The following is a 24459-nucleotide window of genomic DNA, read 5'->3' on the forward strand; positions in this document are numbered from 1 at the left end:
GGGGGGGGGGCCCGGCGGCATGTGTGGCGGGTTGCGGTGCGGGCTTTGCCCGGCCGGGGAGGGCGGTGTCTGCCGGCCGCGGGTTTCTGGCGGCCGTGCCCGCCTGCGGTGGGCCGGCGCCGTGTTTCGACGGCTGTAGGTCGTGAGTCGTCGGACCGGTGGGGCAGATGTGCACGGGTGGGGCGGATGAGGCGGCCCGGCGACGTTTGTTCCGACGACTGACGAGCCATCGACGGCGTCCCGGCACAAGTGGGCTGGATCGGCGAGGGCGGGGAAGTGCTGTGCGTGGGGGTGCGTCCGTGCGTCGAATCGGCGTGAGTCGTCGGACCGGTGGTGCAGATGCGCACGGATGGGGCGGATGAGGCGGCCCAGCGACGTTCGTTCCGACGACTGACGAGCCATCGACGGCCGAAGAAGCGGCGGACCCGCGGCGCGGCGGACCCGCGGCCGTCCGCCGCGCCGGCGCGCGGGCGGGCGTCAGTCCCGGAGGAGCGTGGCGGCGCGGGCGTCGCGCAGGCGCACGGCGGCGAGTTCGCGTGAGAATCGCACGGCGACCACCGCGCGGACGAACAGCTCCGGATCGACCTCGGGAACGGGGGAGACGGATGCGGACACCGCGGCAGCCAGGTCGCGGGCGAGCCGCGCCCGGGCGGCCGGCTGCAGATCCTCCGCCTGGCGGACGAACTGGCTGAGCCGGCGGGCGAGCCGCTCGGGGAGCGGGGCGACATCTGCCACTGTCGCCCAAGCCGCCAGCGCGGGCGGAACGACCGGAGCGATCTCGGGCAGTCGCGGGGACCGGGTGCGCTGGCTGTAGGTGCCCGCCAGCAGGTCCCCGAGGCGCTGCGCGCGAGGGGTGAAGATGCCGGTCACCGCGGCGACCGCCCCGAACGTCATCCAGATCTCCAGAACGCCCACGAGAGCGCGGATGAAGGCCTGCCGGAAACCGGCGGCACCGCCGTCGGCGCGGACGATGCGGCCGCCCACGGCCAACTTGCCGAGGCTTCGTCCGTGCGTGGCGGTCTCGACGACGGTGGGGATGACGACGGCCACGACCACGAGCATGGCGATCGACAGGATCGGCGCGAGGGCGGGATCGAGGCCGGACCCGCCGGCCCAGAGCATCACGAGGATGAAGAGCACGTACACGAGGACCGCGAGCACGATGTCGATCAGTGCGCCCAGCGCACGGAGGAAGAACCCGGTCGGCTGGATGTCGAGCGCCACCGCTTCGCCGGTCAATACCTCGTCCTGGGCGATATCGACCACGGTCACGGGGGAGGCCATGGGTACAGTGAAACACATGGACCTCGACGCCCTGACGGCCGCGCACCGTGCCGAGTGGGAGCGCCTCGACGAGCTCACCCGCACCCGCCGCCTCGCCGGCGCGGACGTCGACGAGCTCGTCACGCGGTACCGGGCCGCATCCGCCGATCTCGCCGATGTGAAGACCACGGCCGGTCGGAGTCCGCAGGCCGATCACCTCTCGCTCATCCTCGCCCGTGCCAGGCTGCGGCTGACCGGCGCATCGGAGAACGTCCTTCGCCGCATCCCGAGATTCTTCGTCCTGCAGCTGCCCGCGGCGCTCTACCGGGTGCGTGGGGCGACGCTCGGCGTCACCGTCGGGTTCCTTCTGATCGCGACCCTGGTGGCGACGTGGATCGCGAGTGATCCGGCTCTCGTCGCCTCGCTCGGGTCGGACGCGCAGCTCGCGTCGTACGCCCAGGACCAGTTCACGGCCTATTACTCCGAGAATCCGGCCGCCGTCTTCGCAGGAACGGTGTGGACGAACAATGCCTGGATCGCGGCCCAGTGCGTGCTGTTCGGCATCTCCGGGGTGTGGCCCGTCTATGTCGTCGCGCAGAATGCGGTCGGACTCGGCACGTCCGCCGCGGTGATGGCGTCGTACGACCGGCTCGACGTGTTCTTCGCGTTCATCCTTCCGCACGGTCTGCTCGAGCTGACCTGCATCTTCGTGGCTGCCGCCGCGGGGTTGCAGATCTTCTGGGCATGGGTCGCTCCGGGGCCGCGTTCGCGGGGGGAGGCGCTTGCGGCCGCGGGGCGCTCCCTCGTCACGGTGGCGATCGGGCTCGTGTTCGCGCTCGGACTGTCGGGGATCGTCGAGGGCTTCGTGACGCCGCAGCCCTGGCCGTGGCCGATCAAGCTCGGACTCGGCGCCCTCGCCCTGGCGGTCTTCCTCTTCTACATGCTCGTGATCGGTCGCCGCGCCGTGCAGCGGGGGGAGACCGGCGACCTCACCGAGGACGAGACCGGCGCTCCGGAGCTCGTCGCGGGCTGATTTCTTCCGCCCGGCGATCGACCCGCCTTCTTTTGAACAGATCAAAACTAGGCTAGATTGGGCCTGATGACCCCCGCACCGCTCTCCCCGGCCGATACCGCGATCCGCGGTGCCGGATTGCGTGTGACCGACACCCGGCGAGGCGTGTACGACGCGCTCCGCGGGATGGCGCACGCCCGCGTCGACGAGGTGCATTCCCGGGTCCGCGCCGACGTGCCGGCGATCAGCCTGCAATCCGTGTACAACGCCCTCGGCGATTTCGTCGACGCGGGGCTCGCGCGACGCATCGAGCCGGCCGGACACCCGGGCCTGTACGAGATGCGCGTCGATGACAATCACCACCACCTGGTCTGCACGAGCTGCGGACGGGTCGAGGACGTGGACTGCGTCGTCGGCGAGGCGCCCTGCCTCCAGCCGGCGAACACCCACGGCTACCGCATCCACACCGCCGAAGTGACGTTCTGGGGGCTTTGCGCGGACTGCGCAGACCCGGCCTCCGGCGAAAACCACCTGTCAACGGAAGGACACTCATGACCGACAACGAAGGTACCGTGCCGCAGATCGGCGACACCCCGACCGGCACCGACCAGTCCGTCACCGACATCGACACCCCCGTCGACGAGCGGTTCGACGGTGAGGATCGTCCCCGTTCCAACGAGGATGCGGCCGGCTCCTGCCCCGTCATCCACGGCGAGGGCCAGCGACCCGCGGCGCCCGCCTGGACCGGCGCGCAGCCGCATCCGACCGCGGGTTCGGCGAACCGCGTGTGGTGGCCCAACCAGCTGAACCTCAAGATCCTCGCGAAGAACCCGGCGGTGTCCAACCCGCTCGGCGAGGACTTCGACTACAAGGCGGCGTTCTCGCGCCTCGACCTCGCCGCGGTAAAGCAGGACATCGAGTCGGTCATGACCGACTCGCAGGACTGGTGGCCCGCCGACTTCGGCCACTACGGCCCGTTCATGATCCGGATGGCGTGGCACAGCGCCGGCACCTACCGCGTCACCGACGGCCGTGGCGGCGCCGGAGCCGGGATGCAGCGGTTTGCACCGCTCAACAGTTGGCCCGACAATGTGAGCCTCGACAAGGCACGTCGCCTGCTCTGGCCCGTGAAGAAGAAGTACGGCCAGAACCTGTCGTGGGCCGATCTCATGATCCTCGCCGGCAACGTCGCGCTGGAGTCCATGGGCTTTGCGACCTTCGGCTTCGGCGGCGGTCGCCCGGACGTCTGGGAACCGGATGACGACGTGTACTGGGGCCCCGAGACCACCTGGCTCGCCGACGAGCGGTACTCCGGCGATCGGGAACTCGAGAAGCCGCTCGCGGCCGTGCAGATGGGCCTCATCTACGTCAACCCCGAAGGCCCCAACGGCAACCCCGACCCGCTCGCCTCGGCGCGCGACATCCGGGAGACGTTCGGTCGCATGGGCATGAACGACGAAGAGACCGTCGCGCTGATCGCGGGCGGTCACACGTTCGGCAAGACCCACGGCGCGGCGCCCGACACGAACATCGAGGACAACCCGGAGGCGGCCGGCCTCGAGATGCAGGGTCTCGGCTGGAAGAACAATTTCGGTACCGGCAAGGGCGACGACACGATCACGTCGGGCCTCGAGGTCACCTGGACCTACCACCCGACCCGCTGGGACAACGAGTTCTTCCACATTCTCTACGCGTACGAGTGGGAGCTCATGCGCAGCCCCGGCGGCGGTCACCAGTGGCGACCGATCAACGGTGCAGGCGCCGACATGGTGCCGCTCGCGCACTCGTCGGGGCGCCGCGAGCCCCGCATGCTGACGAGCGACCTGGCGCTGCGCGTCGACCCCGACTACGACCGGGTGTCACGCCGCTTCAAGGACGACCCGGTCGCATTCGGCGATGCCTTCGCCCGCGCGTGGTTCAAGTTGACCCACCGCGACATGGGTCCGATCGACCGCTACCTCGGCCCCGAGGTTCCGCAGGAGGAACTGCTCTGGCAGGACCCGGTGCCCGCGGCCCCCGCGGTGCTGATCGACGGGGCGGATGCGGCGGCGCTCAAGGAGCAGATCCTGCGTTCCGGTCTCACCGTTTCGCAGCTCGTCTCGACGACGTGGGCCGCGGCCTCGACCTTCCGTGGCAGCGACAAGCGCGGCGGCGTCAACGGCGCCCGCATCCGGCTCGCTCCGCAGAAGGACTGGCAGGTCAACAGCCCCGCGCAGCTCGCGCAGGTGCTCGCCGAGCTTGAGAAGATCCAGACATCGTTCGCCGAGGGGCGCACCGACGGCAAGACCGTCTCGCTCGCTGATCTGCTGGTGCTCGCCGGTAACGCCGCGGTCGAGAAGGCGGCGGCGGATGCGGGTTACGAGGTCGAGGTGCCGTTCCACCCGGGACGCACCGACGCGACGCAGGAGCAGACCGACGAGGTGTCGTTCTCGTTCCTCGAGCCGGCCGCCGACGGATTCCGCAACTACTATGGCCCGAACGCGACCCTCCCGCAGGAGCACCACCTGATCGACAAGGCCAATCTTCTGACGCTCAGTGCGCCGGAGATGACGGTGCTCGTCGGCGGGCTGCGCGTGCTGGGGGCGAACTGGGACGGCTCGGCCTACGGCGTCTTCACGGACCGTGCGGGCGTGCTGACGAACGATTTCTTCGTCACGCTGCTCGATCTCGGCACCACCTGGAAGCCGCTCGACCCGGGTTCGCACGCGTTCGCCGGAGCGAAGGACGGCTCGGGGGCGCCGGTCGGTGTGGGAACCCGCGTCGACCTGCTCTTCGGCTCGAACTCCGAACTGCGCGCGCTCGCGGAGGTCTACGCGAGCGATGACGCGAAGGAGAAGTTCGTGCGGGACTTCGTCGCCGCGTGGACGAAGGTCACGGAGCTCGACCGGTTCGACCTGGTCTGATCTCCGCACGCCCTCCGGGCCCGCTCCGCATCCGCGGGGTGGGCCCTCGTGCGTCGGGGGCTCCGCCGGATGGCGGGCACGCCCGCGGGCAACGAGATCCGGACGGGGTCAGAGGAGTCCGCGCAGCTTGAGCGCCAGGTAGTGGTCGGCGATGAGCGGAGGCAGCGACTCCGCATCGGCGGCGAGCGATACCGCGCCCGCGCGGGCGACAGCATCCGCCACCCGCGCCGCATCCGAGCCGGCCCGCGCCCGGGCGGCCTCGAGATATGCGGACTCCGCGTCGATCAGCCCTTCGGCGGCGTCGGCGGCGCCTGCGGAGGTGTCGTGGTCGGTCGCGGCGCCCACCAGCACGCGGGAGCGCGCGGTCCACGACGGAAGCGCGGCGAGGAAGGCGCGGGATGCGGCGGGGTCGTCCTGGGCCGTCAGCAGCACGACGAGCGCCGGGCGCACGGGCAGCCGCCGGACGAGGGCCGCGACGCTCGACCAGTCCGTGTCGATCAGCTGCGGGTCCACCGCCGCCATCGCGTCGACGAGAGCGGGAACGAGGGCGTTCCCGTCCACCCCGCTTACTCGGGCGCGCGTCACCCGGTCCATCATGACGAGATGCACGTGGTCGCCGGCGCGGGCGGCGAGAGCCGACAGCAGCAGCGTCGCCTCCATGGCCGCATCCAGCCGCACGCCGTCGCCCACCCGCGTCGCCGACGTGCGTCCGGTGTCGATCACGATCACGATGTGCCGGTCGCGCTCGGGACGCCAGGTGCGGAGCATCGTCGTGCCCGCACGTGCGGTGGCGCGCCAGTCGATCGAGCGCACGTCGTCGCCGCGCACGTACTCGCGCAGGCTGTCGAACTCGGTTCCCCGGCCGCGTAGTTGCACGCTCGTGGAGCCGTCGAGCTCGCGCAGGCGGGCCAGACGTGAGGGCAGGTGGCGGCGCGAGCGGAACGGCGGCAGCACGCGCAGCGCTCCGCGGGCGCCGATGCTCGCTTGGCGTCCGGCCACGCCGAACGGCCCGCCGGAGCGGACGACGACGAATTCCGAGACCAGTTGGCCCCGGCGACGCGGATGCAGCGGCACCGTGATGCGACGTGACTCGCCGCCCGGGATGTCGATGCGGATCCGCCCGAGAGGGGCGCCGGCGGTCGGCTGCCAGGCATCCCGCATCCGTCCGTGGATCCGGCGCGTTCCGGTGTTGCGGAGGATCACTTCGGTGCGGACGGCCTCATCGCGACGCGCACGCGCGGGGATCTCGCGTGCGACCCGGAGCGCGCGCGGGGATGCGGCGAGGAGCGCGTCGGCGACGGCGACCGCCGCGCTGAGGAGGATCCAGCCGCCCGCGACGATCCACGGATCGAGGGCCGCGCCGAACAGCACGACGGGCACGATGCCCGCCGCGACGAGGAGAGCGAGACGACCGGTGATGTACACGTCAGAGCGGAACGCGCGTCTGCTGAACGACCGAGGCGATCACCGCATCGACCGTGACCCCCTCGAACTCGGCCTCCGGTCGGAGCCGCAGCCGGTGGCGCCAGGTGGGCGCGAGCATGGTCTGCACGTGATCGGGGGTGATCGCGGGGTACCCGCCGAGCCAGGCCCAGGCCTTCGCGGTGGCGAGCAGCGCGGTCGCGGCGCGCGGGCTCGCCCCGAGCTGGATGGAGGGCGATTCGCGCGTGGCGCGGGCGAGGTCGACGATGTAGCCGAGCAGATCGTCGGAGACGCCGACGGATGCGGCCGCGCGCTGTGCGGCACGGATGCGTTCCGCGTCGACGACCGGCACCAGGCCTTCGAGCTCGCGCGGCGAGAACCCGGCGGCATGCCGGCGCAGGACGTCGATCTCAGCATCGCGTTCCGGTACGTCGATCAGGAGCTTCAGCAGGAACCGGTCCAGCTGCGCCTCGGGGAGCTCGTAGGTGCCTTCGTGCTCGATGGGGTTCTGCGTCGCGGCGACCAGGAACGGGTCGGGGAGCGGGCGGGTCACACCGTCGGCCGAAACCTGACGCTCCTCCATCGCCTCCAGGAGAGAGGACTGGGTCTTCGGCGGCGTGCGGTTGATCTCGTCGGCCAGCAGCACGTTCGTGAACACCGGTCCCTCGCGGAAGTCGAACTCTCCGTCGCGAGCGTTGTAGATGAGCGATCCGGTCACATCACCCGGCATCAGATCGGGCGTGAACTGCACCCGGTGCGTGTCGAGGCCGAGGGCGCGGCTGAACGATCGCACGAGCAGGGTCTTCGCGACGCCGGGAACGCCCTCGAGCAGCACGTGGCCGCGGGCGAGGAGGGCGACCAGCAGTCCCGTGATCGCGCCGTCCTGACCGACGACGGCCTTGCCGACCTCGGTGCGCACGTCGTGCATCGCGGCGCGCAGCGCGTTGTGGTCGGGGGTGATGTCGCTCATCGGGGGTCCTTTCCGGGCCGGAGCGCCGCGGACAGCGCGGCTTCGAGGTCGTGGAGATGGTGAGTGAGTGCGACGAGGTCGCGGTCGGTGCGCGGGACGTCGTCGACGAGCAGTGCCCGCACCTCGCGGGGATCGCGGTCGAGGCGCGCGGCGACGGCATCCGATACCGAGACGGCGGAGGAGGATGCGGCGAGCCCGGTCAGCCGCGCGAGACGCGCGACGGTCGCCTGACGGATCGCGTCGGCGGCGTGCGGGACGTCACGGGAGCGGGCGTAGAGGCGCGCCCGCCCGCGGGTGGTCTCCGAACCGCGCACGGTCACCGGGAGGCGCTCGCGGACGAGAGGTCCGAACCGTCGCCCGCGCCAGATGATGGCCGCGAGGGCGGCGGTGAGCAGCAGAACGATCGCGGGACTCACCCAGCCCGGAGTGAGTTCGCCGAGCGTTCCGGCGGCGCCGTCGCTGTCGGCGAGGCTCGGGACGAACCACACGACCCGGTCGCGGGCGCCGAGCAGGTTGAGCGCGAGTGCCGCATTGCCGTCGCTCGCGAGGGTCGCATTGGTGAAGAGCGCCGTGCCGTCGATCGCTACCGCCCGTCCGTCTCCGCGCGACACCGCGAGCAGGCCGAAGCCGTCGCCGACGGGATAGCACCCGGTCGCCGTGTCCGAGGCGAACGTCGCACCGATCACGACCGGGCCCGCGCGTTCGGCCTCGGCGAGACCGCACCCCGGGGCGACCGGCGTCGTCTCGCCGAATCCGTCGAGGCGGCCCTCGAACAGCACCCGGATGCTGCGCGCCCGGGGCTCGGCGACGACGACATCCGTCGCGGCGCTCGCGAGGTGGGTGAACGCGTCGTCGGAGAGGAGCGGTGAGTCGGGCAGCACCAGGGTGGCGCTGCCGGCGCGGAGGGCATCCTCCGCCGCGGCCCGATCGCGGACGATCTGCACGTCGATACCGTTCTCGGCGAGCAGGCGGGCGACGGCGCGGGTGCCGCCCGGGCCCGCGGACTCCGGGTCGAACGCGCCGCGTTCGGACCACTGGATGCCCCCGGAGATCACCGCACCGAGGGAGCCGACCAGCACGAGCACGAGGGCGATCACGATCCAGCCCCCGACGCGTCGACGACGCCCACTGCGCTCCGGGAGAGCGGTCGCCGCGCGGGCGGGCGCGGACGTCATCGCGCGTCCACCGTCGCGCGCGCACGGGCGAGCCGGTCGTCGAGGGCGCGCACCCGATCGTAGGTCTCCCGGCTGCCCGGCCGCCGGAGGTATCGGACGTCGTCGAAGTCGGCCGCACAGCGCGCGAGATCGGCCGCGCGATCCGGGAAGCTCGCGGTGGCGGCGCGCGCGAAGGCCTGCACGGTCGCGCCCGGGGGAGTCGTGACGATGCCGCGCTCGTCGAGGCCGCGCGCGAGCGCCCGGACCGCATCCGACACGGCGGCGGACCAGTCACCGGATGCTGCCCATCGGGCGGCGTCGGCGCGGAGGTCCTGAGCGGATCGGCCGGCCGCGTCGCCGAACAGGTCGCTCGGTGTGGTCGTCCGCATCCGGGCCCGCGACCGCGGCCGCCCCCACACGAGGAAGGCGACCAGCACGACGGCGAGCACGATCACCGTGGCGACGACGGCCGCGACGGGTCCCCACGAACCGGTCAACGGCTGCGAGAAGAAGCGGGCGATCGCGTCGCCGACGGCCTGGGCGATGCGGTCGATCGGGGTCGGTTGGGCAGCGAGGTACGAGGGATCGCTGAGTTCCTGCTCGGCCCAGCGCCGCGCCTCGTCGCCGTCCGGGATGAGGGGGGCTCCGGTGAGGGGGCCGATCACCGTGCCGAGCCCGAGCCGCCGGGGGCGGCCCAATCGGTTGGGGTCGGGGTCGGGGTCGGGGCCGGGGCCGGGGCCGGCGGCGGGGTGTCCTGTCCGCGATCCGACGGCTCTGGTGCGGGTGCCGGTGCCGGCGCGGGTTCGGGTGCCGGGTATCCCTGCGGTGCCGGGTATCCCTGCGGGACCGGGTATCCCTGCGGGACCGGGTACCCCTGCGGGACGGGGTATCCCTGGGGTGCCCCCGGGTACCCCTGCGGCGACGGCACGGGTGCCGGGGTGACCGCGCGGCCGACGTGCCAGCGGTACGGGTCGGCGACGCCGGCCCCGGCCTGGCGCTGGTCGACGTAGGACTGCAGGTCGTGGTCGAGGCCCTCGGTCCGCATCCGCGCGTCGACGTACAGAAGTGTTCCGGCGGAGGCACCGACGACGAGCGCCACCGACTGGATGAGCAGCGTCACGATCTGCGCGAGGCCCATCGAACCAAGGTAGGCGATGATCGCGGTCGGTTCGGGTTCCCCGGTGGGGGCGATCACGGTGCCGAAGACCCCGCTGAGGAGCGAGAACGGCACGCTGACGACCTGAGCGATCACGCTGAAGGTGACCTGGATGACGAACCAGATGCCGAGCGTCTTCCAGAACCGGCCGCGGGTGAGTTGCCACGAGCGACCGATCGCCGCGAAGATCCCGGCACCCTCGAGAACGATGACCTCGGGAACGAGGAACAGCTTGGTCGTCAGCCAGAACGTGAGGGGGACGGCGGCGATCACGAGAAGGATCGCGAGCACGATCCCGACCGCGAGCGCGACGGTGGAAAGCGCCACCACGGCGATCACGAGGACGGCGACCACGATGATGATCGCGACGACCGTGAGGACCGTATAGCCCAGCAGACGCCAGAACGCCGGGCGCACGCGTCGCCAGAGCGCCCCGACGGTGAGCTGCTCCGAGACGACGCCGTGGGCGACCTCGGCCACCACGACGCCCTGCACCACGACCGTCAACGCGGTCGCGGCGATCCCCAGCACGACGCCGGTGATGACGGTGATGAGCGTCGACCCCGCGAAGAGGGCGTCGTACTCGTCGGAGCCGAGGGGCACGGTGTCAAGCCGCGAGAACGACGCGAACGCGGTGCCGCCGACGGCCACCAGCAGCACGATGTACGCCAGCATCTGCATCCCGAGCGCGAATCCGAGCAGCACCCGAGGGTTCCGGCGGAGCGCGGTGAACGAGCGGCCGAGGATGGCGCCGAACGTGAGCGGATGCAGCGGGATGATGCCCGCTCTCGCTGCCGGCGTCCATGACGGGTAGGCGGTCACGATGTCTCCCTCGCGGTCGGCGTCCCCTTATCGTGACACACGGGCGGTCGCCCCTCGGCAGCGCGGCGCGCGGCGTGGACTACTCTGTGGGGAGCGCACGGGGGACATCGGCGGTGCCCGGCCGTCGTCGTGTCGCAGGCAAAGGACGAACGCGATTTCATGACTTCACGCATTCTCGTGGTCGACGACGACGTTGCCCTTGCCGAGATGATCGGCATCGTCCTCGACACCGAGGGGTTCGAGACGGTGTTCTGCGCAGACGGCGCGGAGGCCGTCGAAGCGTTCCGCACCGAGCGTCCCGACCTGGTTCTGCTCGATCTCATGCTTCCCGGGATGGACGGGATCGAGATCTGCACGCGCCTGCGCAGCGAGTCCGGCGTGCCGATCATCATGCTGACCGCGCGCACCGACACCGCCGACGTGGTCCGCGGGCTCGAATCCGGCGCCGACGACTACATCGTCAAGCCGTTCAACCCGAAGGAGCTCGTCGCCCGCATCCGCACGCGGCTGCGTCCGACGCCGGCCGAATCGGCCGAGGTGCTGCGCATCGGCGATCTCGCGGTCGATGTGGCCGCCCACGAGGTGCGCCGAGGCGACGCGCCGATCGCGCTGACGCCCCTCGAGTTCGAACTGCTGGTCGCGCTCGCCTCGAAACCGCAGCAGGTCTTCTCCCGCGAGATGCTGCTCGAGCAGGTGTGGGGCTATCACTACAAGGCCGATACGCGCCTCGTGAACGTGCACGTGCAGCGTCTGCGCGCGAAGGTCGAGCTCGACGCCGACAACCCGAAGATCGTCACCACGGTGCGCGGCGTCGGGTATCGCGCGGGCGCCGTGGTGTGAGATGACCGTCCAGGCCCCGCGCCGGCGGCGCCGCACGGCCCTGGTCCGGTTCCTGCGGAACTGGCGAACCTGGCCGGACTCGCTGTCGGGATTGTGGCGACGCTCGCTCCGGTTCCGCACGCTCGTGCTGACGATCGCGCTGAGCGCCCTCGCCATCCTGGTCGCCTGCGTCTGGATGGCGCTCGCCATCCAGAACGACCTCTTCCAGTCCCGTCGCGATCAGGTCGTCGGCGACGCGCGCCGCGCCACCGCCGCGGCCCAGGCGACGCTCGACTCGGCGGTGCAGAGCGACAGCGCGCAGGTGCGGAGCGTCATGGACAGCGTGCGCACCACGCTCGTCCAGCAGTCCGCCTCCCAGCGGGTCGCGGCGACCCGGATCGATGACGCACCGTCCGCGACCGCGCCGCAGGACTTCACCCTCGGCGGGGCGGACTGGGATGCGCAGATCAGCGACGCCCTCCGGGAGCGCGTGCAGAGCACCGCGAACGCGCAGTGGTGGCAGTCGATCTCTCTGCCCGACGGGCCCGGCGACACGTCGCCCGGGATCGTCGTGGGCCAGCAGCTCAATGTGGACGGCGACGCGTACGAGCTCTACATCGCCTACGACCTCTCCGCCGCAGAGCAGACCCTGCTGTTCGTCCAGAGCACGCTGTGGATCGTCGGGCTCGCGCTCATCGCCATCATTGCGGCGATCTCCTGGTTCGTGCTGCGCACGGTGACCGTGCCGATCGCGGACGCGGCGCAGACGAGCGCCGAGCTCGCCGCCGGGCGACTGAACGTGCGGCTCGACGTGCACGGCGAAGACGAACTCGCGACGCTGGGCCGCTCCTTCAACGCCATGGCCGACAGCATCCAGACTCAGATCGCCGAGCTCGCAGAGCTGTCGCTCGTGCAGCAACGCTTCGTCTCCGACGTCTCGCACGAGCTGCGGACGCCGCTGACCACCATCCGGCTCGCGGCCGACGTGCTGAACGATCACCGCACCGATTTCGACCCGGTCTCCTCCCGCGCCGCCGAACTGCTGCATGCCCAGGTGCAGCGCTTCGAGGTGCTGCTCGGAGACCTGCTCGAGATCAGCCGCTACGACGCGGGGTCCGTACAGCTCGAACTCGAGGCGACGAGCCTCGCCGCGCTCGCCGAAGACGTCGTCGAGTCGATGCATCAGCTCGCCGCACAGCACGGCAGCGACGTGCGGGTCGTCGCACCCGGGGGATACTCCCCGGTCGACATGGACCCGCGTCGGGTGCGCCGGGTCGTCCGCAACCTGCTCGGGAACGCGATCGAGCACGGGGAGGGGCGGCCGATCGTCGTCACCGTCGACAGCGATCAGGATGCGGTCGCCGTGGGCGTCCGCGACTACGGGCTCGGGATGCGGGCCGAGGACCAGGAGCGGGTGTTCGACCGGTTCTGGCGTGCCGATCCGTCGCGCAAGCGCACGATCGGCGGCACGGGGCTCGGGCTGTCGATCGCGCTGGGAGACGCGCGCCTGCACGGCGGCACACTCGCGGTGTGGTCCTCTCCCGGGCGCGGGACGAACTTCGTGCTGACGCTGCCGCGACGCACCCTGGATGCGGACGTTCGCTCTCCCATCCCGCTCGATCCGGGCGAAGACGCGCTCGATGTCCTCGGGATGACCCAGCCGATCGATGTCTCCGTGAACGCGCGGGCCCGGGAGGAGAAGCGATGAGACGCACCGTGTCACTCGTGTCTGCCGTCGTGATCGCTCTGGTGCTCGCGGGATGCGCCGGGCTGCCGACGACCGGACCCGTCCAGCCGGTGCCGCAGGAGACAGCGCAGGCCGAGGTCCCCGACATCACGTTCCGCCCCGACGCGCCGCAGGCAGGCGCCAGTCCGCAGCAGATCGTCGAAGGGTTCGTCCGGGCGGCCTCCGGACCGCAGAACGACTGGGACACGGCGCGGCTCTTCCTCGCGCCGGACTTCCGCGACTCGTGGGAGCCGGAGGCGGGCGTCATCGTGGACGTCCTGTCCGACCGTGTGTACACCCCGATCTCCGACGAGGCCCTCGATCTGCAGGTGACCCCCCGGGCCACCGTCGACGAGCACGGCAGCTATGCGCCGTCCGACGGCGGCACCGCCGCGCCGCTGTCGTACGCGCTCGCGCAGCAGTCCGATGGCGAATGGCGCATCACGTCGGCCCCGAACGGCATCCTGCTCGACGAGGACTTCTTCCGGAGTGTGTTCCGGTCGTACTCGCTCATGTACTTCGACCCGACGTGGGAGTTCCTCGTTCCGGACACCCGGTTCTTCCCGACCTACAACGCGGCGACGCGGATCGCGGACGCGCTCGTGAACGGTGCGCCCTCCGCGTGGCTCGCGGATGCGGTCAAGACCGCGTTCCCCGAGACCGTGGACCTGCTGCCCTCCGTGCCGGCGATCGGCGGCGTCGCGCAGGCGCAGCTGAGCCAGCAGGCCCTGACCCTCGACCAGACCACGCTCGACCGGATGCAGACGCAGCTCGCGAGCAGCCTCGCGAGCGCTCAGGTCAGTCAAGTCGAGATGCTCGTGGACGGCACGCGGCTCGACGCGGACCGGGTGGCGACCGAAGACACCTCCGTCGACCAGCGAGCTCTCGTGCTCTCCGAGGACGGCTTCGGGTTCCTCGTCTCGGGAGATCTCACGCCGATCCCTGCGCTGTCGCCCGCCGTCGTCACCGCCGCGCCGTCGGCGATCGAACTGGCGCGCGATCGGGGCTCGGTCGCGGTCCGGATGCCGGACGGTTCCGCATCCCGCATCTCCGACGACGGCCGGCGCTCCGTGATCGACGATCGGAAGGGCCTGCTCGCACCGGCGATCGACCCGTTCGGCATCGTCTGGACCGTGCCGTCGGCGTCCCCGAGCGATCTCCACGCGACCACGCCCGGCGGCGAACTCGTCGAGCCGGAGGGCGCGTGGAGCGGAGCGAGCCGCATCGACTCCCTGCAGATCTCGCGGGACGGCGCGCGGATGGCGGCCATCATCGGATTCGGGTCGCGGACGGTGCTCGTGGTCGCGGGCATATCGCGCGACGCGGATGGCGTGCCGATTGCGATCGGCGATCAGATCACCCTCGCGAATCTGGACGGCACCGGTCGTGACGTCGCGTGGCTCGATGATCTGACGGTCGGGGCGCTGACCGGCCCCGATGACGACGTGACGTTCGTGGAGCAGGTCGTCGGTGGTCTGACGACGACGTTCGAGGCACCTGCGGGTGCCGCGGAGATCTCGGGCGTCAACACGCCGTCCGCGGTGCGACTGCGAACGGCCGACGGGGCGCTGTTCGTGCGGCGCTCGTCGAACTGGGTGCAGACCGCCGCGGGAATCTCGGTGCTGGCGGTGCTGCAGGGGAGCCCCTGACCTCCTTTCCTCCCCAGGGCGTGAGGGCGGGCCATTGTCCGAACGCGCGCGCGAACCGGGATCGGGCGAAGGTCGGGTGGGCCAGAGTCGACCCGTGTCGTCCTTCTCTCCCCTCGTGCCCGACGTAGTGCGCGCAGCCTTCGCGGACGCGCTCGCGTTCGTCCTTCCGGTCTCGTGCGCCGGCTGCGGTGCGGCGGACGTCGCGCTCTGCCCCGCTTGCGCGGTTCTCCTCGCGCGTCCGTCCGACCTCGTCCAGTCGGTCGGAGACGGCCTCGTCGTGCACTCCGCGTTCCGTTACATCGACGAGCCGGCGCGGATGCTGCGCGCGCTCAAGGAGGACGGCCGCACCGCGCTCGCACGCCCGTTCGGGCGCGCGCTGGCGATGCGTGCCGCATCCGCCTTCCCCGGCGAGGATCTCGTGTTCGTCCCCGTGCCGACCTCCCGGGCGTCGATGCGTCGCCGCGGGTACCGCGTCGTCGAGCTCCTGACGCGCCGGAGCGGACTGCCCGCCCTCTCCGCGCTCCGCCCCGCGCGGCGAACGGCCGACCAGCGCACGCTCGGCCGCGAGGAACGCGCGTCGAACGTGCGGGGGAGCCTCGTCTCGACCCCGGCGGCATCGGGCCGGCGCGTCGTGGTGGTCGACGACGTCGTGACGACGGGAGCGACGCTCGCGGACGCGATGCGCGCGTTGACGGCGGCCGGCGCGGACGTTCGGGGAGCGCTGACGGTCGCCGCCACTCCGAAGCGCCGGTTCGATGCGTGACACCCGACACCGTGCGGGCTAGGTTGGGACGGACAAGGCGACGATGGTCCGCCCTTGACCGGGCGGACCGGAACAAGGAGGTCAAGGATGGATACCAACATCGTCGGCGTGGGCGTCGGGATTACGGATCGCTTTCGCGCAGTCGTCGAGGAGAAATCCGTTCGCATCGAGAACATTGCGCCACGCGCGCAGAGTCTGGATGTGAAAGTCACGCATCGCGCCTATCGCAACGGCCGAATGGAGGACTCGACGGTCGAGCTCACGCTCACCGGCAAGGGTCCTCTGGTACGCGCCGAGGCTGTCGACGGCGACAAGTTCACCGCCCTCGACCTGGCCGTCGACAAGCTCAGCGAACAGGTCCGTCGCGCGAAGGAGAAGCGCATCGACGGGCGCAACCATCCGCGCGGCGCGCACTACGAGAAGGGCACCGGTGAGATCGCGGGCATCGACGTGCAGCCCGCATCCGTCGACGTCCTGCGAGCCGTCGCCACCGGCGAGGTTCCCATCATCACGGGCGCCGAAGACGAAGAGGCCTACTCGCCCGTCGTCATCCGCACGAAGCAGTTCGACGCGGAATGGATGACCGTCGAAGATGCCGTCGATCGGATGGAGCTCGTCGGTCACGACTTCTTCCTCTTCATCGACGCGCGTTCCGATCAGCCGAGCGTCGTCTACCGGCGCAAGGGCTGGGACTACGGCGTCATCTCGCTCGAAACGCAGGCCGCCCCGGAGAAGGTGGCGTCCTGACGCAGTGAGGCGTTGAGACAGAAGAAGGGACCCGTCCGTGCGGCGGGTCCCTTCTTCTGTCTCTGAGGATCAGTCGACCAGGTCAGTCGAACATGTCGCCGAGCAGGCTGCCGATGACCAGGCCGCCGAGGATGCTGCCGCCCATGCCGCCGCCCATCCCTCGCCCGCCGCCTCCGCCCCAGCCGCCGCCTCCGCCCCAGCCGTCGTCGCGCGGACGGGACTGGTCGATGTCGCGTTGGGCGAGCTGGAGCGCTTCGCTGGCCAGCTGACCCGCGCGGCGGGAGAGCTGAAGTGCGGTCTCGAGGGAGTCCTCTTCGTCCGGGAGCCGGTCGATGTCGGCCCGGGCGCGCTCGGCTTCGGCGAGGCGCGTGCGCGCGTCGGCGCCGATCCACCCGCGGTGTCCGTTGATGAGGCTTCCCGCGACCGCGATCTGCCGGTCGGCGTCGTCGATCGTGTGCCGCACGAGGTCGGGGCTCGGAAGGGGGCGCTCGGCCCGCTTCCGCGCCTTCGCGACGGCGGCGTCGAGGGCGGTGTTCGCCGTCCGCAACTGCGAGAGCTCCGCGAACGGGTCGCCGAGGGTGCCGGGAGGGGTCAGGGCGTCGAGCGCCTGCTCGAGATCGCGCATGGCCGCCGTGATCTCGGGGTTCCCGGCGATGCGGCGTGCCTCGACCAGATCGCCGCGGGAATCGACCACCACCTCGCTGAGCGTCGCCTCCGCCCGCAGTGCCTCGATCTCGAAGTCCTCCACACCGTCGAGCAATGATTCGGCGCGGCGCACCGACTCGGTCGCGGCCTCGAGCGCCATGTTCGCCTCTTCGGCGCGCCCCGCGTCGCGACGCCTTGTCGAAACGTCGGCGCTGTGCAGGGCGAACGAGAGCACTTGCTCGGCCTCCGCCGGGGCGTTCTCGATCTGGTGCACGGCGGACTGGGCGTAACGGGCCCGCATCCGTTCGACGACGTCGGCCGCGTTCGGAATGCGCTCGCGGAGCCGTTCCGCATCCGCTCGCACACTCGCGAGTACCTCGGGAGCGCGGCGGATGCGGGCGATCGCGTCGGCGAGCACGGTCGTACGGTCATCGAGCAGGTCTTCGGCCCATTCGGCCAACTGCACGATGCGGGCGTTCCGGGTGCGGAGCTCTTCGGGGGTGTCGGGGATCTCGTCGTGGTTCAGCTGATGCAGCTGGAACGCCTCGCCGAGGTGCGTGCGCACAGCGGTGAGGGCGTCGCGCAGATCCTTCGTCGACTTCGGGCTGAGTTCGGCCTCGGCGAACGCCAGCTCCTCCGTCGTCGCACGGATGCGCTCGTCGGCCGAGACCAGGGCCTGCTCGGCGCGTCGGGCCAGATCCGCATCCTTCGCGTCGATCTCCGCTTGCTGTTCGCGCTTGCGTTTACCCCAGAAACCCGCCATGTACCGATCCTAAGCGCGCTGCTGCGCGGGCGATCCGTTCAGGCGACTCGAGCCGGCCGGCCGCGCTTCGGACGCCGCTCCGACAGGGACACCGTGCGGGCGGATTCCGGATGCTGCGCCAGTCGCTCGGCGACGCGCCCGAGCCAGACGACCTCCGCTTCGGCCTGGGCCAGAAGGTGCTCGTGCACGATCAGGGCGGCGAGATCCGGGGTGTCGTCGGCGCCGCTCGGGTCGTTCGCCCGGAGCGCGGTGACGCGACCGCGTGCCGCAGTCTCCTCCGCGGCGACTACCCTGCTCGCCGTGACGCCGGGCAGCGTGGCGGCCAGGGCGATCTTCACGGAAAGCTCGTCTCTGGTCGCGGGCCGCTCCACCGTGTCCTGGAACCACGCGCGAGCGTCGGCGCGCCCGGCATCCGTGATCTCGTAATAGACGTGGCCGTGCTCATCGGTGTCGCCCTTGACGACCAGTCCGTCGCGCTCGAGGCGCTCCAGCGTGTTGTAGATCTGGCCGACGTTCAGGGGCCAGACGCTGCCGGTGCGCCGGTCGAACTCGGCGCGGAGCTGGTAGCCGTAGCACGCGCCCTGGTCGAGGATCGCGAGCAAGCTGCGTCGTACCGACATTCCACGTCCCGTCCTGGAGTTTTCCATTTCCGAGTATATGCGGGGGTGGAGGGCTCGGCGCGACGGCGGCGACCGCATCCAGTGCTCTCGTAGGTCACGGACGGATAACATGGGAGACGGCGTGCCCGGGTTGCCGGGAACGACCCGCGTGAGCGTTCATCCGCCCGCGCCCACCCGACAGATGGAGATGCCCCGTGGCCAACCCTCTCGAGAGACTGCTCCGCGCCGGCGAGGGCCGGCTCGTCCGGAAGCTTCAGCAGGTGGCGAAGGCCGTCAACGCGCTGGAGGAGGAGTACGCGCACCTCACCGATGAGGAGCTGCGCGGAGAGACCGCAGAGCTCCGTGCGCGCTACGACGCCGGCGAGACGCTCGATCAGCTCATGCCCGAAGCCTTCGCCGCCATCCGCGAGGCCGCGAAGCGCACGCTCGGTCAGCGCCCGTACGACGTGCAGATCATGGGTGGTGCGGCCCTTCACCTCGGCAACATCGCCGAGATGAAGACCGGTGAAGGAAAGACGCTGACGGCGACGTTCGCGGCCTACCTGAACGCGATCGCCGGCCAGGGCGTGCACGTCATCACGGTCAACGACTTCCTCGCGAGCTACCAGGCCGAGCTCATGGGTCGCGTCTATCGCGCGCTCGGCATGACGACCGGCACGATCGTGTCGGGGCAGACGCCCGAGGTCCGTCGCGCGCAGTACGAAGCCGACATCACGTACGGCACGAACAACGAGTTCGGATTCGACTACCTGCGCGACAACATGGCGTGGCGCAAGGAAGACCTCGTTCAGCGCGGCCACTTCTTCGCGATCGTCGATGAGGTCGACTCGATCCTGATCGACGAGTCCCGCACCCCGCTCATCATCTCCGGCCCGTCCTCCGGCGAGGCGAACCGCTGGTTCACCGAGTTCGCGAAGGTCGCCCGCACCCTCGAATCGGGCGTGGACTACGAGGTCGACGAGAAGAAGCGCACCATCGGTGTGCTCGAGCCCGGTATCGAGAAGGTCGAGGACTACCTCGGCATCGACAACCTCTACGAGTCGGCGAACACCCCGCTCATCTCGTTCCTGAACAACTCGATCAAGGCGCTCGCACTCTTCAAGCGCGACGCGGACTACGTCGTCATGAACGACGAGGTCATGATCGTTGACGAGCACACCGGCCGAATCCTGGTCGGACGCCGGTACAACGAAGGCATCCACCAGGCGATCGAGGCCAAGGAAGGCGTTCCGGTCAAGGCCGAGAACCAGACCCTCGCCACGGTGACGCTGCAGAACTACTTCCGTCTGTACGAGAAGCTCTCCGGCATGACCGGTACCGCCGAGACCGAGGCGGCGGAGTTCATGTCGACCTACAAGCTCGGCGTCGTGCCCATCCCGACGAACAAGCCCATGATCCGCAAGGATCAGCCCGACCTGGTCTACAAGAACGAGCAGGCCAAGTTCGAGCAGGTCGTCGAAGACATCGCCGGGCGCCACGAAAAAGGCCAGCCCGTGCTGGTCGGCACGGTCAGCGTCGAGAAGAGCGAGTACCTGTCGCGGATGCTGGCGAAGAAGGGCATCAAGCACGAGGTCCTGAACGCGAAGAACCATGCCCGTGAGGCCGAGATCGTCGCCCGCGCGGGCCGCGTGGGCGCGGTGACCGTCGCCACGAACATGGCCGGTCGCGGTACCGACATCATGCTCGGTGGGAACGCGGAGTTCCTCGCCGTGCAGGAGATGAAGGCCAAGGGCCTCGACCCGGAGGAAACCCCGGACGAGTACGAAGCGGCCTGGGACACGGTGTACCAGGGCACCCGCGACACGGTGGCGGAAGAGGCGACGAAGGTCGTCGAGGCCGGCGGCCTGTACGTGCTCGGCACCGAGCGTCACGAGTCGCGCCGAATCGACAACCAGCTGCGCGGTCGCTCGGGACGACAGGGAGACCCCGGTGAGAGCCGCTTCTACCTGTCGCTGACCGACGACCTCATGCGTCTCTTCCAGTCGGGAGCCGCGGAAGCCATCCTCGCCCGCACGAACTTCCCCGACGATGTCGCGATCGAATCCGGCATGGTGTCGCGGGCGATCCGCAGCGCGCAGTCGCAGGTCGAGTCGCGCAACGCCGAGATGCGTAAGAACGTGCTCAAGTACGACGACGTGCTGAACCGCCAGCGCGAGGCGATCTACGCCGACCGCCGGCACATCCTCGAGGGCGACGACATCGCCGATCGGGTCGCGCACTTCGTGGAAGACGCCGTCGGCGGTATCGTCGCCGACCGCACCGGCAGCGGACACACCGAGAGCTGGGACTTCGACGCGCTCTGGACCGAGCTCGGCACGGTGTACCCGGTCGGGGTCACGATCGACGAGGTCGTCGCCGAGGCGGGGGAGAAGGGTCGGGTCACCTCGGCCGGCCTCATCCGCGAACTCGTGAGCGACGCGAAGATCGCCTACCAGAAGCGCGAGGAGCAGCTCGGTGAGGCCGCGATGCGCGAACTTGAGCGCCGCGTGGTGCTGCAGGTGCTCGACCGCCGCTGGCGCGACCACCTGTACGAGATGGACTACCTCAAGGACGGCATCGGCCTGCGCGCCATGGCGCAGCGCGATCCGCTGATCGAGTATCAGCGCGAGGGCTACGAGATGTTCCAGACGATGATGGGGCAGATCAAGGAGGAGTCGGTCGGCTTCCTCTTCAACCTCGAGGTCGAGGTGCGCCGCGCCGACGGTGAGCACACCGAGGTCGAGGCCAAGGGTCTCGTGGCCCCGTCCGTCGAGGCGCAGCGCCTGGAGTACACGGCGCCGTCCGAGGATGGCGAGGCCGAGGTGCGGAACGAACGCGGCCAGGTGCAGAAGGCCGCGACCGGTCGTGCACGTCAGGCCGCGGCTCCCGTGGTGCCGCAGCGCGCCGCAGAGCCCGCTGCCCGTGGTGCGTTCGGGCAGAAGACCGACGCTCCCGCGGCGCCCGCATCCGCCCCCCAGAACCGCGCCGACCGCCGCGCCAAGAAGAAGTAGCCGCCCGCTCCTTCCGGGGCGTCCTCGACCGCGAGACGGGATCTTCGCGCCGAGACCGTGGGGTAACCCCACTGTCTCGGCGGCCAGATCCCGTCTCGCGGCCGGTGCGGTGCGTCTCGCGGGCTGTGCGGGGCGGCGGATGCGGGGGCCAGCGGTGGCCGATTGGCATGCCGGTGGCGGGACTATCCTGATCGGATGAGTTCGCTGCGCCACCTCGACCAGTCCGCCAAGCTGAAGAACGTCTTGTACGAGATCCGCGGCGAGGCCCTGGCCGAGGCCGATCGGCTCGAAGCCCGCGGACACACCATCCTCAAGCTGAACACCGGCAACCCGGCGACCTTCGGGTTCGAGGCGCCTTATCAGATCGTGCGCGACATGATCGCGGCGATCCCGTCGGCGCACGGGTACAGCGACAGCAAGGGCATTCTGTCTGCGCGTCGCGCGGTCGTCTACCGGTACGAGCAGGAGCCCGGGTTCCCGGCGTTCACGCCCGAGGACGTCTACCTCGGCAACGGCGTGTCCGAGCTCATCACGATGACGATGCAGGCCCTCCTCGACGAGGGCGACGAGGTGCTGATCCCCTCGCCCGACTATCCGCTCTGGACGGCGATGACGAGCCTCGGCGGGGGCACCCCGGTGCACTACGTCTGCGACGAGCAGAACGACTGGCAGCCCGACATCGAAGACATCCGATCCAAGGTGACGCCCAAGACCAAGGCGATCGTCGTCATCAATCCCAACAACCCGACCGGCGCGGTCTACAGCCGTGAGGTCCTGCAGCAGATCGTGCAGATCGCGCGGGAGAACTCGCTGCTGCTGCTCGCGGACGAGATCTACGACCGCATCCTCTTCGACGACGCGACGCACATCCCGCTCGCGACCCTCGCCCCCGATCTGCTGTGCCTGACGTTCAACGGTCTGTCCAAGACCTATCGCGTCGCGGGGTACCGCTCGGGCTGGCTCGTGATCACAGGACCGAAGTCGCACGCGCGCGGGTTCCTCGAGGGGATCAACCTGCTCGCGTCGACGCGCCTGTGTCCGAACGTCCCCGCGCAGCACGCCGTGCAGGCGGCGCTGTCGGGCGTGCAGTCGATCGACGCGCTCATCGGGCCGGCCGGACGCCTCCACGAACAGCGCGATAGTGCGTGGGAGGGACTCGAAGCGATCCCGGGTGTGTCGTGCGTGAAGCCGCGCGGCGCCCTCTACGCGTTCCCCCGGCTCGACCCGGAGGTACATGAGATCCGCGACGACGCGAAGCTCGTGCACGACCTGCTGGTGGCGGAGCACATCCTGCTGGTGCCGGGCTCGGGGTTCAACTGGCCGACGCCCGACCACCTGCGGATCGTCACGCTCCCGGAGGCGCGCGTCATCTCCGAGGCGATCGAGCGGTTGGGGAACTTCCTGTCGTCGTACCGCCAGTAGACCGGCGGTCGGCGGCGCCGCGGGTGCGCCCGCGAAGGCTCGCGCTCCGAGGCGGACGGCGTCGCGCTTACAGCAGTGCGAGCGACGTCGCGCGCCAGCGGCGGTCGATGCCTTCGAGGCGGATGGCGATCGCCCGGGTGCGCGCGGGGCCGGCCACGATCGCGACAGCCTCGACGACGCCGTCCGCGGGCGCGGAGTGGTGGACGCTCAGAATCGTGTGCACCGGGCGGACGGCGGCGACGCCGCGGGCGCTCCGCGCGCGGGTCGCGAGGTTCACCCGAGTGAGCAGCGCACGGTAGGCGTCTTCCGTCAGCCAGCGTCCGAACTGGTCGATGTCGCGGACCCCCGCGAGCGCTTCCAGCACACCGTTCGTGAGGTTGCGGACGAGCGGGACCGGGTCGGGAAGATCGGCGGCCGACGTCGGCTGCGGCGCGAAGAAATCGCCGGAGTACATCCGTCCGTCCGCACGGGAAGCGCGCTGCGCTTGCGTCGACGTGTGTGCCATGGTGAGCCTCACTGGGTGGGGGATCCTGAACGGGTTCAGTAGACCACGCACCTCAGAGCCGCCTCCAGGGCTCCGGCCTATTGTGGAAAACTTCTCATCCGGGCCACCGGATCGGTCTAATCTCACGGCGTGCGCTGGGATCGTTTCTTCGAAGACCTGCAGGACCAGTTCGACGCCGAGTGGGAGGCGGAGCGAGCGGTCCTGGACACCGAGGCCGAACGGCTGCGGCTGTCGCGTGTCGCGCTGCGCGAACGCCTCACCGAACTCGGTCGCGGCGCGGATGCGGAAGCGCCCACCCTCGCCTGGGACCTGCTCGGCGATCTCTCGATCACGGCGCGCGTCAGCGTCGTGGGAGCGGACTGGGTCGGCGTCGAGACGGCGGGCGACCGCTCCGGCGTCATCCCGCTCGCGTCGATCGCCGCGATCGGGCTCGGTCATGCCGATCTCCTGCGCAGCGCGCGGCCGCGCGCGTCGGAGCGCGCATCACTCACCGAACGGATGACCCTCGGGTTCGTGCTCCGCGATCTCGTGCGGCGCCGGACGCCCGTGACGGTGACGACGACGGGCGGACGCGCGCTGACCGGAACCATCGACCGGGCCGGGGCCGATCACCTGGATCTCGCCCTTCACGATCCGGGGTCGCCGCGCCGGGCGGATGCGGTCAACGGGCACCGGCTCGTGCCGTTCAGCGCCGTGTCATGGGTGCGCGTCGACAACCTCGAGCGGCTCTGAGGGCCGCAGATCTCCGCGCCGTTCCTCCGGGAGGATTCTCAGGTCGACGGGCGTCGTCAGTCCGGGTTGCGGACGCGGCCTCGACCCCACAGCTCCGGAAAACTCGCGGTGCTCGACTGGCGCCACAGCGCCATCCGCCGGGCCTCTTCGGCCTCGTCGTCGAGATACTCGGCGACGCTCGCCTCTTCGACCCGCCACTGACGCCCTGATCCGACGCGCAATCCGCGCAGCCGGCCGTCCATGATGAGAGCCACGACCTCGTCGACCGACACGGAAAGCGCCTCCGCGACGGACGCGGGGGGAAGAAGACGCCCCTCGGTCGGGGAGGAATCGGGCATGTGTTCATTATGGGACCACCCACCGACACACCCGCCCG

The 24459-nt window shown here is 70.5% G+C and carries 21 protein-coding genes; 11 read left to right on the forward strand and 10 right to left on the reverse strand.

Annotated elements, in window-relative coordinates:
• Positions 1 to 477 precede the first annotated feature (477 nt).
• The gene (locus LMI96_RS14775; RefSeq protein WP_223723565.1) at positions 478 to 1284 is read right to left on the reverse strand and encodes an RDD family protein; all 807 of its coding nucleotides are present in this window, start codon (positions 1282 to 1284) and stop codon (positions 478 to 480) included.
• Between the two features lie 16 nt (positions 1285 to 1300).
• Between LMI96_RS14775 and LMI96_RS14780 the strand changes: the two genes are divergently transcribed.
• The 3 genes from LMI96_RS14780 to katG all read left to right on the forward strand — a co-directional run bounded on the left by LMI96_RS14780 (position 1301) and on the right by katG (position 5178).
• The gene (locus tag LMI96_RS14780) at positions 1301 to 2296 is read left to right on the forward strand and encodes a stage II sporulation protein M (RefSeq protein ID WP_228362038.1); all 996 of its coding nucleotides are present in this window, start codon (positions 1301 to 1303) and stop codon (positions 2294 to 2296) included.
• A 66-nt stretch (positions 2297 to 2362) separates the two neighbouring features.
• On the forward strand, positions 2363 to 2830 hold the full coding sequence (locus tag LMI96_RS14785) for a Fur family transcriptional regulator (RefSeq protein ID WP_223723563.1): 468 nt from the start codon (positions 2363 to 2365) through the stop codon (positions 2828 to 2830).
• A complete protein-coding gene (gene katG / locus LMI96_RS14790; RefSeq protein WP_228362039.1) occupies positions 2827 to 5178 on the forward strand; it encodes a catalase/peroxidase HPI in 2352 nt (783 codons plus the stop codon). Before LMI96_RS14785 ends, katG begins: the two co-directional genes overlap by 4 nt.
• A gap of 108 nt (positions 5179 to 5286) precedes the next feature.
• Here katG and LMI96_RS14795 read toward each other — a convergent pair whose 3' ends face one another.
• From LMI96_RS14795 to LMI96_RS16225, 5 genes are read right to left on the reverse strand one after another with little or no spacing between them, the layout of a single operon-like run.
• Positions 5287 to 6603 carry a DUF58 domain-containing protein gene (locus LMI96_RS14795; protein WP_228362040.1) on the reverse strand — a complete coding sequence of 439 codons (1317 nt, stop codon included), beginning with the start codon at positions 6601 to 6603 and terminating at the stop codon, positions 5287 to 5289.
• 1 nt (position 6604) lies between these two features.
• On the reverse strand, positions 6605 to 7570 hold the full coding sequence (locus LMI96_RS14800; protein ID WP_228362041.1) for a MoxR family ATPase: 966 nt from the start codon (positions 7568 to 7570) through the stop codon (positions 6605 to 6607).
• On the reverse strand, positions 7567 to 8745 hold the full coding sequence (locus LMI96_RS14805; RefSeq protein ID WP_228362042.1) for a DUF4350 domain-containing protein: 1179 nt from the start codon (positions 8743 to 8745) through the stop codon (positions 7567 to 7569). The genes LMI96_RS14800 and LMI96_RS14805 overlap by 4 nt, the downstream gene beginning before the upstream one ends.
• Positions 8742 to 9389 carry a DUF4129 domain-containing protein gene (locus LMI96_RS16370; protein ID WP_228362043.1) on the reverse strand — a complete coding sequence of 216 codons (648 nt, stop codon included), beginning with the start codon at positions 9387 to 9389 and terminating at the stop codon, positions 8742 to 8744. Before LMI96_RS16370 ends, LMI96_RS14805 begins: the two co-directional genes overlap by 4 nt.
• Positions 9386 to 10702 carry a glycerophosphoryl diester phosphodiesterase membrane domain-containing protein gene (locus tag LMI96_RS16225; RefSeq protein ID WP_308015779.1) on the reverse strand — a complete coding sequence of 439 codons (1317 nt, stop codon included), beginning with the start codon at positions 10700 to 10702 and terminating at the stop codon, positions 9386 to 9388. Before LMI96_RS16225 ends, LMI96_RS16370 begins: the two co-directional genes overlap by 4 nt.
• 159 nt (positions 10703 to 10861) lie before the next feature.
• Here LMI96_RS16225 and mtrA point away from each other — a divergent pair, with 159 nt between their 5' ends.
• From mtrA to hpf, 5 genes are all read left to right on the forward strand, one after another.
• Positions 10862 to 11542: an MtrAB system response regulator MtrA gene (gene mtrA, locus LMI96_RS14820; protein WP_223723557.1), complete on the forward strand. Its 681-nt coding sequence runs from the start codon at positions 10862 to 10864 to the stop codon at positions 11540 to 11542.
• 1 nt (position 11543) lies between these two features.
• Positions 11544 to 13229, forward strand: coding sequence for an MtrAB system histidine kinase MtrB (gene mtrB, locus LMI96_RS14825; protein ID WP_228362044.1), 1686 nt, complete (start codon positions 11544 to 11546; stop codon positions 13227 to 13229).
• A complete protein-coding gene (locus tag LMI96_RS14830; protein ID WP_228362045.1) occupies positions 13226 to 14896 on the forward strand; it encodes an LpqB family beta-propeller domain-containing protein in 1671 nt (556 codons plus the stop codon). Before mtrB ends, LMI96_RS14830 begins: the two co-directional genes overlap by 4 nt.
• Positions 14897 to 14990: 94 nt before the next feature.
• Positions 14991 to 15659: a ComF family protein gene (locus tag LMI96_RS16375; RefSeq protein ID WP_228362046.1), complete on the forward strand. Its 669-nt coding sequence runs from the start codon at positions 14991 to 14993 to the stop codon at positions 15657 to 15659.
• Positions 15660 to 15746: 87 nt separating this feature from the next.
• Positions 15747 to 16406 carry a ribosome hibernation-promoting factor, HPF/YfiA family gene (hpf, locus tag LMI96_RS14840; protein WP_223723553.1) on the forward strand — a complete coding sequence of 220 codons (660 nt, stop codon included), beginning with the start codon at positions 15747 to 15749 and terminating at the stop codon, positions 16404 to 16406.
• An 82-nt stretch (positions 16407 to 16488) separates the two neighbouring features.
• Here the strand turns inward: hpf and LMI96_RS14845 are convergent, their stop codons facing one another.
• Both LMI96_RS14845 and LMI96_RS14850 read right to left on the reverse strand, forming a co-directional pair.
• Entirely contained in the window at positions 16489 to 17814 is a 1326-nt protein-coding gene (locus LMI96_RS14845; RefSeq protein ID WP_228362047.1) for a hypothetical protein, read from the reverse strand.
• A gap of 38 nt (positions 17815 to 17852) precedes the next feature.
• Positions 17853 to 18434: a PadR family transcriptional regulator gene (locus LMI96_RS14850; RefSeq protein WP_223723551.1), complete on the reverse strand. Its 582-nt coding sequence runs from the start codon at positions 18432 to 18434 to the stop codon at positions 17853 to 17855.
• Between the two features lie 194 nt (positions 18435 to 18628).
• On the opposite strand from LMI96_RS14850, the gene secA reads away from it, so the two are divergent.
• Together secA and LMI96_RS14860 are read left to right on the forward strand one after the other, a co-directional pair.
• Positions 18629 to 21424 (forward strand): preprotein translocase subunit SecA, encoded by a 2796-nt coding sequence (gene secA / locus LMI96_RS14855; RefSeq protein WP_228362048.1) that lies wholly within the window; start codon positions 18629 to 18631, stop codon positions 21422 to 21424.
• 195 nt (positions 21425 to 21619) lie between these two features.
• Positions 21620 to 22846 carry a pyridoxal phosphate-dependent aminotransferase gene (locus LMI96_RS14860; RefSeq protein WP_308015780.1) on the forward strand — a complete coding sequence of 409 codons (1227 nt, stop codon included), beginning with the start codon at positions 21620 to 21622 and terminating at the stop codon, positions 22844 to 22846.
• Positions 22847 to 22913: 67 nt separating this feature from the next.
• Here LMI96_RS14860 and LMI96_RS14865 read toward each other — a convergent pair whose 3' ends face one another.
• Positions 22914 to 23300 carry an Rv3235 family protein gene (locus LMI96_RS14865; protein WP_223723571.1) on the reverse strand — a complete coding sequence of 129 codons (387 nt, stop codon included), beginning with the start codon at positions 23298 to 23300 and terminating at the stop codon, positions 22914 to 22916.
• Positions 23301 to 23480: 180 nt separating this feature from the next.
• Here LMI96_RS14865 and LMI96_RS14870 point away from each other — a divergent pair, with 180 nt between their 5' ends.
• Complete coding sequence (locus LMI96_RS14870; RefSeq protein ID WP_228362049.1) at positions 23481 to 24083, forward strand: hypothetical protein; 603 nt, start codon at positions 23481 to 23483, stop codon at positions 24081 to 24083.
• A gap of 56 nt (positions 24084 to 24139) precedes the next feature.
• Here the strand turns inward: LMI96_RS14870 and LMI96_RS14875 are convergent, their stop codons facing one another.
• On the reverse strand, positions 24140 to 24421 hold the full coding sequence (locus LMI96_RS14875; protein WP_223723548.1) for an excisionase family DNA-binding protein: 282 nt from the start codon (positions 24419 to 24421) through the stop codon (positions 24140 to 24142).
• Positions 24422 to 24459 lie beyond the last annotated feature (38 nt).

Origin of the sequence: Microbacterium sp. cx-59, assembly GCF_020805625.1 — a bacterium.
In the GTDB taxonomy this organism is placed as follows: domain Bacteria; phylum Actinomycetota; class Actinomycetes; order Actinomycetales; family Microbacteriaceae; genus Microbacterium.

Coding starts and splice junctions, on each gene's coding strand:
- LMI96_RS14780 (WP_228362038.1), top strand. CDS start 1,301: ATGGACCTCGACGCCCTGACGGCCGCGCACCGTGCCGAGTGGGAGCGC.
- LMI96_RS14830 (WP_228362045.1), top strand. CDS start 13,226: ATGAGACGCACCGTGTCACTCGTGTCTGCCGTCGTGATCGCTCTGGTG.
- LMI96_RS14800 (WP_228362041.1), bottom strand. CDS start 7,570: ATGAGCGACATCACCCCCGACCACAACGCGCTGCGCGCCGCGATGCAC.
- LMI96_RS14850 (WP_223723551.1), bottom strand. CDS start 18,434: ATGTCGGTACGACGCAGCTTGCTCGCGATCCTCGACCAGGGCGCGTGC.
- LMI96_RS14845 (WP_228362047.1), bottom strand. CDS start 17,814: ATGGCGGGTTTCTGGGGTAAACGCAAGCGCGAACAGCAAGCGGAGATC.
- hpf (WP_223723553.1), top strand. CDS start 15,747: ATGGATACCAACATCGTCGGCGTGGGCGTCGGGATTACGGATCGCTTT.
- LMI96_RS14875 (WP_223723548.1), bottom strand. CDS start 24,421: ATGCCCGATTCCTCCCCGACCGAGGGGCGTCTTCTTCCCCCCGCGTCC.
- LMI96_RS14860 (WP_308015780.1), top strand. CDS start 21,620: ATGAGTTCGCTGCGCCACCTCGACCAGTCCGCCAAGCTGAAGAACGTC.
- mtrA (WP_223723557.1), top strand. CDS start 10,862: ATGACTTCACGCATTCTCGTGGTCGACGACGACGTTGCCCTTGCCGAG.
- LMI96_RS14805 (WP_228362042.1), bottom strand. CDS start 8,745: ATGACGTCCGCGCCCGCCCGCGCGGCGACCGCTCTCCCGGAGCGCAGT.
- LMI96_RS14785 (WP_223723563.1), top strand. CDS start 2,363: ATGACCCCCGCACCGCTCTCCCCGGCCGATACCGCGATCCGCGGTGCC.
- mtrB (WP_228362044.1), top strand. CDS start 11,544: ATGACCGTCCAGGCCCCGCGCCGGCGGCGCCGCACGGCCCTGGTCCGG.
- LMI96_RS14865 (WP_223723571.1), bottom strand. CDS start 23,300: ATGTACTCCGGCGATTTCTTCGCGCCGCAGCCGACGTCGGCCGCCGAT.
- LMI96_RS14775 (WP_223723565.1), bottom strand. CDS start 1,284: ATGGCCTCCCCCGTGACCGTGGTCGATATCGCCCAGGACGAGGTATTG.
- katG (WP_228362039.1), top strand. CDS start 2,827: ATGACCGACAACGAAGGTACCGTGCCGCAGATCGGCGACACCCCGACC.